The following is a 14,309-nucleotide window of genomic DNA, read 5'->3' as shown; positions in this document are numbered from 1 at the left end:
AAGCTTCTGTGACATCCATGTTGTATTTCAGAAAAAATAATGTAAATTTGCCAATCTCTAATCTAAAAGCATGAAAGAAGTGACAATGGATCGTCAGATACAGCATAAAGATAATATGAGGGTACCGGAACCTACTTTACGTAGATTGCCGTGGTACTTGTCTAATGTCAAGCTGCTGAAACAGAGAGGAGAACGTTATGTGTCTTCCACGCAGATATCCAAGGAAATCAATGTAGACGCTTCGCAAATCGCAAAAGACTTATCTTATGTAAACATCTCCGGGCGTACGCGTGTGGGGTATGAAGTAGATACTTTAATAGCCGTATTGGAACACTTTCTTGGCTTTACAGATATACATAAGGCTTTTCTTTTCGGGGTCGGTAGTCTGGGCGGTGCTCTGTTGCAGGATTCCGGTCTTAAGCATTTCGGTCTCGAGATTGTAGCGGCTTTTGATGTGAATCCCGCTTTGGTAGGAACCAGCCTGAATGGTATTCCTGTTTTTCATTCTGATGAATTTGTAAAGAAAATGCAGGAGTACGATGTGCATATAGGGGTGCTGACTGTTCCCATTGAAATTGCACAGTGCATTACTGATACAATGGTTGCCGGTGGCATTAAGGCTATTTGGAATTTTACTCCTTTCCGTATCCGGGTACCGGAGAATATTGTAGTGCAAAATACTTCGCTTTACGCTCATCTGGCGGTCATGTTTAACCGATTGAATTTTAACGAATTTAAATAATGAAGATTATAGCTGTAGGAATGAACTATGCCCAGCACAATAAAGAGTTGGGGCATACGTTAATAAACAAAGAGCCGGTTATCTTCATGAAGCCCGATTCGGCAATATTGAAAGACGGTAAACCTTTCTTTATTCCCGACTTTTCAGATGAGGTGCATTATGAAACTGAATTGGTAGTACGCATTAACCGCTTAGGGAAGAACATTGCTCCCCGTTTTGCGCATCGTTATTATGATGCGGTGACAGTCGGAATTGATTTTACTGCCCGTGATTTACAGCGCCGTTTCCGAGAAACTGGCGGACCATGGGAACTCTGTAAAGGATTCGATAGTTCGGCGGCAATCGGTACTTTTGTTCCGGTAGAACGTTTTGCTGATATTCAGCAATTGCATTTTAATCTGACGATTGATGGGCAGGAAGTCCAGAAAGGCTGTACGGCGGAGATGTTGTTTCATGTGGATGATATTATTGCGTATGTCAGCCGCTTTGTAACGCTGAAAATTGGTGACCTGTTGTTTACAGGCACTCCTGAAGGCGTAGGCCCCGTCAGTGTAGGACAACATTTGGAAGGATACCTTGAAGGAGATAAGCTGCTCGACTTTTATATCAGATAATGTGTCTGTTCGCCGATCGGTGATTGGCTGTGGCGTGATTCCGTATCGCAACCGGCATATTAGCGTATTAATCTATTGCTTATGCACAGGGTACTTTATATTCTTTTATTATTCGTTGTTTTTCCGGTTTCGGCACAGAACCGTTTTATAACGTTGAACTGGCAGGAATTACCTGCTGCCCAGACTCTCCCGGAGGTTGTGGAAAGCATACCTCTGCCCGATGATTTCCGTTTTTATACTTATCATGTGAAGATTGAATTCCCGGAATTTGTGGATCTCGATCCGGAAGCTGCTGCTGAACTGACTCGGAAGAAAGTGAATTTGCCGGATTATCCGCAAGCGGAAACTTCTGTCGGAGTGGCTGCATATGAGGGAATACTGAGTGTCCGATTTGTGCCTGTCGTGCATCGAGGAGGCGTCTATCAACGTATCAACTCTTTTAAATTATCGGTTATTTCTACGCCGGTTCCGGTGGCTGCCCGTGCAAATTATACTGTAGCAAAAACAACGGAAAAGTCTGTGCTTTCTTCCGGGAGGTTCGTGAAGATACGTGTCTCCGATTCGGGAGTATATCGTATTACAAGTGCAGAGCTTAGAGGAATGGGTTTTTCCAATCCTGATAAAGTGCGGCTTTATGGATATGGAGGTTACCTGTTATCGAATCGTTTCTCCGAGCATCCGGCGGATGATCTTCCGGAAGTGCCTTTATACCGTGGTGGAGACGGGGTGCTTTTTTATGCCCGTGGGACTCTGCACTGGCAGAAGAACGGTAATACGTTCGGGCGCATAAAGAATTTCTATTCGGATTATGCCTATTATTTCTTGACGGAAAGTGACGAAGCTCCTGCTGAGTTTCCGGTAGAGGACGGTACAGACGGTAGCGATGCAAATCGAATCGAGACTTTTGATGCTTTTGCCTTGCATGAAAATGATGCTTATTCTTGGTCGGGTTCCGGGCGGGAGCTGTATGACTCTTATGATTATTCGTTGGGAAATTCGCAGAGCTATTCTTTTAAACTTCCCGGTATAACGGATGGGGATGGACGTATCAAGGTGGCATTTACAGCAAAATCAACGGATGTGAATACTACGTTGAATGTTGCTATCAATGGGAAGAATATTGGAACGCAAACCATTGAAGGGATTGGTTCGAAGGATCCTAATGCGTATTATAAAAAAGCAGCCGAAGGAATTTTTGATCATGAATGGACAGGAAGTAAAACGGAATCTACAACGGTGACGCTAACTCACAATCGTTCTGCCGGTATTCCGGGAAGATTGAATTATATTGTGTTAAATTATAAGCGCCGACTACAGATGAATGGAGCATATCTTGTGTTCCGTTCGGAAGATTCTAAAAATAAAGAGAGTACATTTGTTATTTCCGGTGCTAATTCTTCTACAGTTGTGTGGGATGTTACTTCACCTGTCGGGTATAAGCAGATGAAAGGAACCTTGAATGGAGATACTTATACATTTACTATTCCGGCAAGTAGTACTTTGCGCGAATTTGTGGCAGTAAATACATCGGGTTCTTTTAGTGGGGTAGAAAGTATGGGAGAGATACCGAATCAGAATCTACATGCTCTTAATGAAATAGATATGGTGATCATTGTGCCCGATAGAACTGCTTTTGTACAGCAGGCAGAGCGTCTGGCGCAAGCACATCGTGAAAAAAGCGGACTAACGGTCGAGGTAGTAAAATCTTCACAGGTATACAACGAGTTTTCATCCGGCACACCGGATGCTACGGCTTACCGGCGATTGATGAAGATGCTTTATGACAGAGGGACTGCGGCAGATGAACACCGTATAAGGTATTTGTTGTTATTCGGTGATTGTAGTTATGATAACCGGATGATAACTTCCAATTGGAGAAGTTACAAGCCTTCTGATTTTTTGTTGTGTTACCAATTTGAGAATTCTGTAGATGAAACGCAATCATTTATGACTGATGATTATTTCGGATTTCTTGATGATAATGATGGTACTTCTTTAGCTACTAATTTATTGGATATTGGTATAGGCCGTTTTCCTGTGCGTACTGTGGATGAAGCTATCATTGCTGTTGATAAGACAATTGATTATATAAATAATAAAAATACAGGTACTTGGAAACGTACAGCATGTTTTGTGGCTGATGATGCTGCCGGAGATGATAATAATGGATTTATGACGCAAGCCTGTGATTTAGCTGATTTGGTGCATGCAACTAATCCGATTATGCGTGCGGAACGTATTTTAGCTGATGCTTATAAACGTGAATCATCGGCTACGGGACATAGCTACCCTCAAGCTACGAAGCGTTTGTTGCAATTGTTCGAACAGGGGATGTTGCTTGTTAATTATACGGGACATAGTGGTACTACTTCTTGGTCAGCGGAAAATCTTTTGACTTCTGCTGATATTGTTAAGCTTTCTTCTCCCCGTCTGCCGATATGGTTTACTGCTTCGTGTGAGTTTACGCGTTTTGATGCTGCTGAAACTACTGCCGGAGAATTAGCTTTCTTAAATAAAAAAGGTGGGGCTATTGCGTTATTTTCTACTTCACGTGTCGTCTTTGATGGTCCGAATGATAGTTTGAACGAGGAATTTATAAAACATTTCTTTTCTTATAAAGAAAATAAGCGTTTACGATTAGGTGATATTACTCGTTTGTCTAAAACTACGAATAGTTATGTTAGCAGTGGTAGTAATAAGTTGAACTTTTGTTTGATAGGTGATCCTGCCTTGATACCTTCCTATCCCGATTATAAGGTCGAAGTCGATGAACTTGACGGCCCTTTGTCCGATGAATGGCCCTATGTGAAAGCCGGTGCCAAAGTAACAGTCAAGGGGCATATCCTTACCCCCGAGGGTGAACCGGCCGATGACTTCACCGGTACTGTTCATCCGTTGGTTTATGACAGCAAAGAAACGGTTTCAACTCTTGATGGTGTTGGTAAAGGGGCGGTTACTTACACCGATCATATGAAAGTTCTTTTTTCGGGAATGGATTCCGTACGTAACGGTCGTTTTGAATTGACCTTCCCGGTACCATTGGATATTAATTATTCCAATGAGCAAGGATTGCTGAATTTTTATGCGTGTGATACGAACAAGCGTGAGGCCGGCGGAGTTTTCAGTAACTTCCTCGTTGGTGGAACGGCGGATGATCTGCCTTCCGGAGGCGAAGGGCCTAAGATGATGGTTTATCTGAATACTCCTGATTTCCCATGGGGGGGGCAGGTGAACGAGACTCCTTATTTCGTTGCAGAGTTGGAAGATGAAGATGGTATCAATACGGTGGGTAATGGTATCGGACATGATCTTTCTCTTTGTATCGATGGAAAAATAACCTATTCTCTGAATGACTATTATACTCCGGTAGCCGGCAGTTATACCAAAGGTACGGTTGCGTATTCTATTCCTGCTTTGTCTGAGGGTAAGCATACTTTGACTTTCCGTGCCTGGGATATTATGAATAACTCCTCCGTACAGACACTTGACTTTGAAGTCGTGAACGGATTGCGTCCCGGATTGCTTTCTATAATGTGCAGTAAGAGTCCGGCTCGTGAGAGTACGACGTTTATTCTTTCTCATGATCGTCCGGGCTCGGAGCTTGACGTACGTATTGCCGTCTGTGACTTTGCCGGTAGTGAGCTTTGGGTACATACCGAACAGGGAATTTCTGCCGGTAGCTATTATTATGTCGATTGGGATCTGTGCAGTAATGGCGGTCAGCGATTGTCACCGGGTATTTATCTGTACCGTGCTTCCATCACTTCCGGTGGTAGTAAGGAGAGTACCAAAACCGAGAAAATAGTCATTCTGGCACAATAAATCAGTGAAAATCCGGTTTATATCTACACATCCATAAGATTGATTATGAAGAAAATATTTATAACATTTTTACTGTTCTTTGCTTTCTCTGTCAGTACATGGGCGCAGAAAGATGAGTTCAATCCAATTAACACAGGTGTCAATTCTCTCGGTATCGCTCCCGATTCTCGCGGTGGTGGTATGGGGGATGTCGGCGCCGCTACCGATCCGGATAATAACTCACAGTTTTGGAACCCTGCCAAGTATCCGTTTACTATCGGTCGTGCAGGGGTATCGATCTCTTATACTCCTTGGTTACGCAAATTGGTAAGTGATATCGACTTGGCCTATCTGGCCGGATATTATCGTATCGGTGATTATCAGGCTATCAGTGGTTCGCTCCGTTATTTTTCTTTGGGTGAAGTACCGGTAGGACAAGGCTCTGACGGTACCGGCGGTTACAATATCAGCCCTTATGAAATGGCAGTAGACGTGGCTTATTCGCGCATGTTGTCCGAGCGCTTTTCTGCGGCTGTTGCCCTTCGTTATATCTATTCCGATTTGGCTTATAAGCAGGACGAAGAAGTGTCTCCGGGTTCTGCGTTTGCGGCTGATATTGCGTTTTATTATACGAATTATATCATGCTTGCCCAGCGCGAGTGCATGCTTTCATTCGGATTGAATCTTTCCAATATCGGTACGAAGATCTCTTATGACAGTGGAGCCCACAGTCAATTCTTACCTACTAATTTCCGTTTAGGCGGTTCATTGCTTGCTCCGATTGATGACTATAATACGATTGCATTCAGTCTGGACTTGAATAAACTGATGGTGCCTACACGCCCTACCAAAGAACAATATCAAGCGGCAACCGGTGCGGAAGACACATCAGGATATAATGATTGGTTGGATGCAGAAGGATACAATGATATTTCTCCGATCAAGGGAATTTTCAAGTCTTTCAGTGATGCCCCCGGTGGTTTTAAAGAAGAACTTCAGGAAATCCAATGGTCGTTGGGTGTGGAGTATACTTATCACAATCAGTTCTCTGTTCGCGGTGGTTATCATTATGAACACGAAAACAAAGGTAACCGTAAGTACTTCTCTTTCGGTGCCGGCTTCAAGATGAGTGTGTTCTCGTTGGATGCTGCTTATCTGATATCTACGGCACAGAGTAACCCGCTCGACCAGACATTGCGCTTCACATTGGGATTTGATCTTGACGGCATCAGAGATTTGTTTGGACGCCGGCGTTAATAAAATAAGGCCGGATATGAATATAGGAGGCAGATCGGTTTGGTCTGCCTTATTGTTTCAGATAATTAATGAATAAAAATGAAGATACGTGTAGGTTTCGGTTTTGATGTCCATCAGTTGGTGGAAGGTCGTGAGCTGTGGTTAGGAGGGATCCGTTTGGAACACGAAAAAGGTTTGCTGGGACATTCGGATGCGGATGTACTGATTCATGCTATTTGTGATGCTCTGTTGGGAGCTGCCAATATGCGTGACATTGGTTTCCATTTTCCTGATACTGCCGGTGAGTTTAAGGATGTTGACAGTAAGATATTATTAAAAAGAACGGTTGGTCTGATTGCTACAAAGGGATACCGTGTCGGTAATATCGATGCTACCATTTGTGCCGAGCGTCCTAAGTTGAAGGCTCATATCCCCGCTATTCAGGAGAAACTGGCTGAGGTGATGGGAACAGATACCGACGATGTTTCCATTAAAGCTACTACTACAGAAAAACTCGGCTTTACCGGCCGTGAGGAGGGGATTTCCGCTTATGCTACCGTATTGATCGAGAAAGTATAATATTTCTTTTCATTTATAGGACGGTCACTAACCGCCCCATTCGCTAAAAAGGGATATTGCCAAAATAAATGGGATTAAGAGACTGCCTTGAAGTAAGTATATTCAGTAAATGCTCTAAAAACGGTTAGCATAACTGTTGATTTCCTGAAGTTTTACATGGCTTAAGCGGGTATATTTCATGCCGTGTAATTCATAAATCCGTGCCACCCGTGCCGAAGCAATATGTATCAGTTCATTCACTTTGTATTCGCGTTCGGTAGCTGGCACTTGACACGATTCTTGGCTTGGGCTTTTGCTTGTAAACCGGATGACTACCCGGTTTGCTGACGGATCTGCCAATGTTACGATTTGCCGGACATAGAACAATACGGTAGTTCCGTTCACCCGGGTTTTGTACGGATCGTCTTCTATCCTTACTTTGAGAACTTTCAAAGTGAGATCTGTTACTTTCTCTCCTATATTTCCTAAAAATCGTCCTGCTTCCTGTTTCTGTCTGGCTTTTCGTTGCATCAGATCCAGATGTACCGAATGATAAACTTTGGCAATTTCTACAAAACGTTCCTGCTTGGGGATTTTTGGGGTGTACTTATAAGCGATCCAACTTAGATAGGCGGGATCTACTTTCAAAATTTCGTGCAGATAGTGGCCGCGATATTTTCCGAATGGGATGAGATCGTCTCCGTTGCTCTGCATCCTTTTGAGGTTATAATCCACAATAAGCAGGCAACGCTTTGAGAAATAAAACATGGTACTGGCCATTCGTAATGCCTCATAAATATCCGGAGACAGATCGTGTATGAATAATATGGATTGTTTTTCCGGTTCCGGCGAATAAACCCATAAGGAGTAATTACTATGTCCGGACCGTGGTAGCACGATAAGATAAGCACCTGCTTCTTTGAAGGATATTCTACCCCGGTTGTACTCATTTAGTTTGGCGTACAAGAGGGTTTCTTCGGTTTCGGATATTCCCGGTAGTCTTGGATTGGCCATATATGAGATTTATTATTTTCAAATATAAGGTTTTCTTTCGAATAATCCAACTTTGTAATCGTGAAAAAATAAGTTGTGACAGTGTCAATCAAAATCCATATACCTCCATCAATTAGTAACTCCTGTCTGCTTGAAGACGTAGCATCTTTTTCAAAAACACATAGCACCTTTCAAAAAAAGATGTAACAGGTTTCAACAGGAAGATGTGCAGGTTTCAAAAAAAGATGTAGCATCTTTTTTCCGGTGAATGTTTTTTATTCTTCAGAATGTCTTTTCTGTATATTTTTTGCCCCTTTCACCGGCTTCACCTTTTTTCATCAAGCTCCCTATTCATCGGTGATATAGGGTGAAGGCACATCCCGCTTTTCGGTCTTTTTGCAAATATCTCCCAAGTACCGGGTATACGGGGCGTAAGCATTAGGCATACGGGCGGTGAGCACCGGGCATACCCTGTCTTGGAGTGTCGCATACCACTTGAATAGTTGGAAGTGAATAAAAATGTTATGGAGTATTGAATTTCAAAAATAGGTTGTATTTTTGTACGTAAATTGTTATTAATTAATATATTAAATAATATGATTATAATATGGAATTAAAAGAAAAACTTATAAATTTTAGCATTGACGATGTTTTTAGACAGGAGGTAATTGAGAACGAAAATATCGCAGGAAATTTAGCTCCAAAAGAATTCTGGAAAATAGCTCAGGCCATACTTAGTGGTTACTTTTTGGTAATGAAAGGGGAAGATATGGTAAAGATACATCCGACTTGTGTGGAGATTTACTGTCACGAGGAACGAGAAAATGGGGTAAAAGATTATATAGTTTATCATCGTAACAGTCTTAAGGAGGATAAGCCTATTTTTCCATTAGGTGTATTACACAATCATGTTTCAGGCATAGATATCACTTTTGAGAAAGGCGAAAATGAAAAGAATGCTGTAAGACTGTCGGCTCTTGTAAGAGAATTCAGAGTGGATGATAGTGGTAAAAAAAAGGAGAGATATAAAAATAAAGAATGGATGGATAAAAATAAAATAATAACTTATCCTACACATCTTTATGAAGCGATATATTCGCAGTTTTCAATATTTGACGGAGGATTTAATGTATCATGGGAAGACGGCGATGAGATAGAATTAGAGAAGATAGAAATAAATGTCCGGAAAAACGTGGCACGATTTATAGAAGTGAATGGCAAGTATATAAAGGACGTGTGTGATGATAAGAATGCTGAAGATAAAACACCGTCTGGTCATTATCAAGATACAAGAAAATGGTTATTTAAAATCAAAACGAATTAAGACAAAGTAGAAGATGATAGCGGATTATGAAACTAATGTAGTATATTTTTCTTCATGGCTGGAAAAAGAATATCCGAAAATATATATTGATTTGGTTACTGTTCTTAAGAAAAATAATGTAGCATACGATATAATACCATGTACTAATGATATATGGTGTAGAGATTATATGCCTGTTCAGATAGACGAGGATCGTTTTCTTTGTTATCGCTACTATCCGGATTATCTTCTTAAAAGGAAATCAGACAAGAGGTTCATAACAGATTCTCAGGAAGTTTGTATGCGTTTGGGCTTGAAAACTACAAATACGAATATAATCATGGATGGAGGAAATATTGTAAAGGTAGGTGATAAAGTAATCATGACGGAAAAGGTTTTTCAAGAAAATCCAGATATGTCACCATCTTCTCTTGGGAGTAAAATTGAAAAATTATTTGAATGCGAGGTTGTTTTTCTTCCATGGGACCGGTCGGAAATATATGGGCATTCCGATGGAATAGTAAAACCAATATCCGGTGACTCTGTGCTTATTACTAATTACGATGACTACGATACTGAATATTATGAAGAATGTAGTAGAAGGCTTTCAAAGGTGTTTAAGGTTGAGTCTTTGCATTATGAAGTAAAAGATGGAGATTCTCGTAACTGGGCATATATAAACTTCCTCACAGTAGGTAAACTTATGATCCTTCCTAAATTGAATATAAAAGAAGATGAACAGGCATTATCACAGATAAAACAGCTTTATCCCGATTGTTATATAGAGCAGGTGGATATAGAAGCTCTTGTAGCTGATGGAGGTGGGTTAAATTGTATTACTTGGTGCAGGAAAGTAGATCAGAACCATATCCGTTTTCTAAATTTGCTTAATAGATCAGAACTTGAAGAAGAGATTGTTTTTACGGATGAAGATATTAGATACATGTGTAAATATGACATTGTTCGTTTTGCAGAGAGAAATCCAGGTGTTGTTGAATACTATATGAAGTGTTTAAGTGATTAATAAGAGTATATGTGAATGCCATTTTTACTCTTTTTTCTACTCCGTATGGCTATCTGATGGGAATATTGTACATTTGCACGAATGCAATAATCAGATGTGGAATGAAAGAATCGAATAAGCGGGTATTAGTGGGCATGAGTGGCGGCATAGACAGCACTGCCACCTGCTTGATGTTGCAAGAGCAGGGATACGAGATAGTGGGAGTAACCATGCGGGTTTGGGGAGATGAACCGCAGGATGCCAGAGAGTTGGCGGCCCGGATGGGAATCGAACACTATGTAGCTGATGAACGTATACCTTTCAAAGATACAATCGTAAGAAACTTCATTGATGAATATCGCCAGGGACGGACTCCCAATCCATGTGTCATGTGTAATCCGTTGTTCAAATTCCGTGTGTTGACGGAGTGGGCAGACCGGCTGAATTGCGGTTGGATTGCTACCGGGCATTATTCCCGTTTGGAAGAACGGAATGGGAATGTATACATTGTGGCAGGGGATGATGAAAAGAAAGACCAGTCTTATTTTCTTTGGAGACTGGGACAAGAGGTGTTGAGGCGCTGCATTTTCCCATTGGGAAATTATACAAAGCTGAAAGTGCGTGATTACCTCCATGATAAGGGATACGAAGCAAAGGCGAAAGAGGGAGAAAGTATGGAAGTCTGTTTTATCAAAGGAGATTATCGGGACTTCCTGCGTGAACAATGTCCGGAATTGGATACGGAAATCGGCCCGGGGTGGTTTGTGAATGCCGAAGGGGTGAAATTGGGGCAACACAAAGGTTTCCCGTATTATACCATCGGGCAACGCAAGGGACTTGAGATTGCTCTGGGCAAACCGGCGTATGTGCTGAAGATAAATCCGCAAAAAAATACAGTAATGTTAGGGGATGTAGAACAACTGCGCACGGAATATATGATTGTCGAGCAGGATCATTTGATTGATGAACAGGAGGTTTTGGCCTGTGAAAACTTGGCGGTACGTATCCGTTATCGCAGCCGTCCTATTCCTTGCCGGGTGAGAAGATTGACGGACGGACGGCTTTTTGTGAAGTTCCGGACAGAGGCTTCGGCCATTACTCCGGGACAGTCGGCTGTGTTTTATGACGATCGCCGGGTGATTGGCGGAGCGTTTATCGCTTCACAACGGGGAATCGGACTGGTTATGGAAGAGAATAAGGATTTTTAATAAAAAGCTGATATATAACAATATGAAGAAATTAATATTTGCCGCTTTACTGCTTTCTGCTATCGGGGCATCGGCGCAACAGGACACGTTGAAATATCGTATTAACCTGACAGACAAGGCTGTTACAGATTATGCTTTGGATCGTCCTGAAGAGTTTCTTTCGAAAAAAGCAATTGAGCGTCGCCAGAAGCAAGGGCTGGCAATAGACTCTACAGACTTACCGGTGTGTCGGAAATATGTGGACGCTATTCGTAAAAAAGGAGTGAAGATTGTGACCACGGGCAAGTGGGACAATTTCGTTACTGTGTCGTGCAATGATACGACATTGATAGATAAAATAGCCCAACTGCCTTTTGTCCGTACTACGGAGAAGGTCTGGACTGCTCCTGATCCGGAGCAGCCGGCGATGGCTACCAAACGGGATTCATTGATCAATACGCCTTTATGGATAGAAGAAGTGTATGGCCCCGCACGGCGTCAGATAGAGATTAGTAACGGAAACAAGTTACATGATGCCGGATTTAAGGGGCAAGGCATGACGATTGCCGTCATCGATGCCGGTTTTCATAATGCGGACAGCATAGCGGCAATGAGAAATATCCGTGTGTTAGGAGTGAAAGATTTTGTGAATCCTGATGCCGACATTTATGCCGAAAGCAGTCATGGTATGAGTGTGCTTTCGTGCATCGGTATGAATCAGCCTCATGTGATGGTCGGTACGGCACCTGAAGCTTCATTCTGGCTGCTGCGCAGTGAAGATGAGTATTCGGAGCATTTGGTAGAACAGGATTATTGGGCGGCCGCACTCGAGTTTGCAGATAGCGTGGGAGTGGATGTAGTGAATACTTCATTAGGATATTATGCTTTTGATGATCCATCGAAAGATTACCGTTATTGTGATTTGGATGGAAAATTTGCCTTGATGTCCCGTCAGGCTGCGAAAGCGGCGGATAAAGGCATGGTTATAGTATGCAGTGCCGGGAATGCCGGTTCCGGTTCTTGGAAAAAGACTACTCCTCCGGGTGATGCGGAAAATGTGCTGACCGTAGGTGCCATTAACAAGCAAGGCGTGTTGGCTCCTTTTTCATCTATCGGAAATACGGCGGACGGTCGTGTGAAACCGGATGTGATGGCAGTCGGATTGGGTTCGGACGTAATGGGGACGGATGGAATAGTGAGAGGGGCCAACGGTACGTCATTTTCTTCACCGATCATGTGTGGCATGGTGGCTTGCTTGTGGCAAGCGTTGCCTGATCTGACGGCGAAAGAACTGATAGAACTGGTACGGCGTTCGGGTGATCGGGCCGATTCTCCCGATAATATTTACGGATATGGGATTCCTGATATGTGGAAGGCTTATCAATCGGCAAAATGAAACAGGAAGCACTGACCCTTTTGGATCTCAATGCATTGGTACGGCGGAGTCTGGAACAATGCTTGCCCGATGAATATTGGATACAGGCGGAGTTGAGTGATGTACGATCTAATGCTACCGGACATTGTTATCTGGAATTCGTGCAGAAAGATCCGCGCAGCAATAATCTGATAGCTAAAGCCCGGGGAACTATCTGGAATAATGTATACCGCCTGTTGAAACCTTATTTTGAAGAGGCTACCGGGCAACTGTTTACTTCCGGTATAAAGGTGTTGGTGAAAGTGACCGTGCAATTTCATGAATTGTATGGATATAGCCTGACTGTACAGGATATTGACCCCACATATACATTGGGAGATATGGCTCTGCGTCGGCGGGAGATTTTACAGCAATTGGAAGCGGAAGGGGTACTGACACTGAACAAAGAACTCGAGATGCCTGTATTGCCACAGCGTATAGCCGTCATATCTTCGGCTACTGCTGCCGGTTATGGAGACTTTTGCCATCAGTTGCAACACAATTCCCGGGGATTCTTTTTTTATACGGAGTTATTTCCGGCCTTGATGCAAGGTGCCCAGATAGAAAGCTCTGTTTTGGATGCGCTCGATCGTGTCAACAGGCGGTTGAATGATTTCGATGTGGTTGTTATCATCCGGGGAGGGGGGGCCACGTCCGATTTATCCGGTTTCGATACCTATCTTTTGGCTGCAGCCTGTGCGCAATTTCCATTGCCTATCATTACCGGTATCGGTCACGAACGTGATGATACTGTGCTCGATTCTGTGGCGCATACCCGGGTGAAAACCCCGACAGCTGCTGCCGAATTATTAATAAATTGTATGGAGGAGGCTGCCGGCCGGTTGGAATATTTGTCCGCTCGTATTCAAGAAGGTGTTTCTTCTTTTCTTGAAAGGGAGTATCGGAGGATCTCTTCTTGTCAGGCACGCATTCCGTCTCTTGTTGTCAGGAGATTGTCGGATGCCCGCCTGCGTTTACTAACTGTACACAAAGATTTGATGCAAAGCTCGGTGACAATGCTTTCTCGCCACCGGCATAAGTTAGAGTTGTTGCAGCAACGTATTGCCGATGCATCGCCCGATAAGCTTCTGGCTCGCGGTTACAGCATCACTTTGAAAAACGGAGTTCCCGTAACCGACCTGTCCGGGATTGTTCCGGGGGATGAAATCGTTACCCGTCTGCACAAAGGAGAACTGACTTCAATCGTAAATCGTAAATCGTCCAATCGTAAATAACAAAAAGATGTCTGCAAAAAAAGAAACCTACTCTCAAGCAATGGAACGCTTGGAAAAGATTGTCCGTCAGATTGACAATAATGAACTGGAAATAGATGTGTTGGCAGAAAAGATAAAGGAGGCCAATGAAATTATAGCCTTTTGTACAGAGAAACTGACGAAAGCTGATCATGAAGTCGAAAAATTGTTGCAGGAAAGGCAACAATCTAAAGAATAAAAGTTA

General features: G+C 42.8%; 12 protein-coding genes. 11 read left to right on the top strand and 1 reads right to left on the bottom strand.

Annotated features, from left to right (window positions below; all coding sequences use genetic code 11):
- Positions 1–79 precede the first annotated feature (79 nt).
- The 5 genes from HMPREF1532_RS19440 to ispF all read left to right on the top strand — a co-directional run bounded on the left by HMPREF1532_RS19440 (position 80) and on the right by ispF (position 6,972).
- Positions 80–742: a redox-sensing transcriptional repressor Rex gene (locus HMPREF1532_RS19440; RefSeq protein ID WP_025819308.1), complete on the top strand. Its 663-nt coding sequence runs from the start codon at positions 80–82 to the stop codon at positions 740–742.
- The gene (locus HMPREF1532_RS19435; RefSeq protein WP_005934072.1) at positions 742–1,356 is read left to right on the top strand and encodes a fumarylacetoacetate hydrolase family protein; all 615 of its coding nucleotides are present in this window, start codon (positions 742–744) and stop codon (positions 1,354–1,356) included. Before HMPREF1532_RS19440 ends, HMPREF1532_RS19435 begins: the two co-directional genes overlap by 1 nt.
- 81 nt (positions 1,357–1,437) lie before the next feature.
- Positions 1,438–5,178: a type IX secretion system sortase PorU gene (gene porU, locus HMPREF1532_RS19430; protein WP_005934071.1), complete on the top strand. Its 3,741-nt coding sequence runs from the start codon at positions 1,438–1,440 to the stop codon at positions 5,176–5,178.
- A gap of 45 nt (positions 5,179–5,223) precedes the next feature.
- The gene (porV, locus tag HMPREF1532_RS19425) at positions 5,224–6,414 is read left to right on the top strand and encodes a type IX secretion system outer membrane channel protein PorV (RefSeq protein ID WP_005934069.1); all 1,191 of its coding nucleotides are present in this window, start codon (positions 5,224–5,226) and stop codon (positions 6,412–6,414) included.
- A 78-nt stretch (positions 6,415–6,492) separates the two neighbouring features.
- Positions 6,493–6,972: a 2-C-methyl-D-erythritol 2,4-cyclodiphosphate synthase gene (ispF, locus tag HMPREF1532_RS19420; RefSeq protein WP_005934067.1), complete on the top strand. Its 480-nt coding sequence runs from the start codon at positions 6,493–6,495 to the stop codon at positions 6,970–6,972.
- Positions 6,973–7,086: 114 nt separating this feature from the next.
- Here the strand turns inward: ispF and HMPREF1532_RS19415 are convergent, their stop codons facing one another.
- Positions 7,087–7,965, bottom strand: a complete 879-nt coding sequence (locus HMPREF1532_RS19415) for an exodeoxyribonuclease X C-terminal domain-containing protein (protein WP_005934064.1) — start codon at positions 7,963–7,965, stop codon at positions 7,087–7,089.
- 586 nt (positions 7,966–8,551) lie between these two features.
- Between HMPREF1532_RS19415 and HMPREF1532_RS19410 the strand changes: the two genes are divergently transcribed.
- The 6 genes from HMPREF1532_RS19410 (at position 8,552) to xseB (ending at position 14,303) form a co-directional block, all read left to right on the top strand.
- Entirely contained in the window at positions 8,552–9,268 is a 717-nt protein-coding gene (locus tag HMPREF1532_RS19410; RefSeq protein WP_005934060.1) for a hypothetical protein, read from the top strand.
- 13 nt (positions 9,269–9,281) lie between these two features.
- Positions 9,282–10,271 carry an agmatine deiminase family protein gene (locus HMPREF1532_RS19405; protein WP_005934057.1) on the top strand — a complete coding sequence of 330 codons (990 nt, stop codon included), beginning with the start codon at positions 9,282–9,284 and terminating at the stop codon, positions 10,269–10,271.
- A gap of 101 nt (positions 10,272–10,372) precedes the next feature.
- Positions 10,373–11,458: a tRNA 2-thiouridine(34) synthase MnmA gene (mnmA, locus tag HMPREF1532_RS19400; protein ID WP_005934054.1), complete on the top strand. Its 1,086-nt coding sequence runs from the start codon at positions 10,373–10,375 to the stop codon at positions 11,456–11,458.
- A 22-nt stretch (positions 11,459–11,480) separates the two neighbouring features.
- The gene (locus tag HMPREF1532_RS19395) at positions 11,481–12,833 is read left to right on the top strand and encodes a S8 family peptidase (protein ID WP_005934052.1); all 1,353 of its coding nucleotides are present in this window, start codon (positions 11,481–11,483) and stop codon (positions 12,831–12,833) included.
- Positions 12,830–14,086, top strand: a complete 1,257-nt coding sequence (xseA, locus tag HMPREF1532_RS19390; RefSeq protein ID WP_005934050.1) for an exodeoxyribonuclease VII large subunit — start codon at positions 12,830–12,832, stop codon at positions 14,084–14,086. Before HMPREF1532_RS19395 ends, xseA begins: the two co-directional genes overlap by 4 nt.
- Before the next feature lie 7 nt (positions 14,087–14,093).
- Complete coding sequence (xseB, locus tag HMPREF1532_RS19385; RefSeq protein ID WP_005934046.1) at positions 14,094–14,303, top strand: exodeoxyribonuclease VII small subunit; 210 nt, start codon at positions 14,094–14,096, stop codon at positions 14,301–14,303.
- The last annotated feature ends 6 nt before the right edge of the window (positions 14,304–14,309 follow it).

It is taken from the genome of Bacteroides salyersiae WAL 10018 = DSM 18765 = JCM 12988 (assembly GCF_000381365.1).
Lineage (GTDB): Bacteria > Bacteroidota > Bacteroidia > Bacteroidales > Bacteroidaceae > Bacteroides > Bacteroides salyersiae.
Note: the sequence above shows the minus strand (reverse complement) of the source record. Positions and strands in the feature narration are given on the sequence as shown.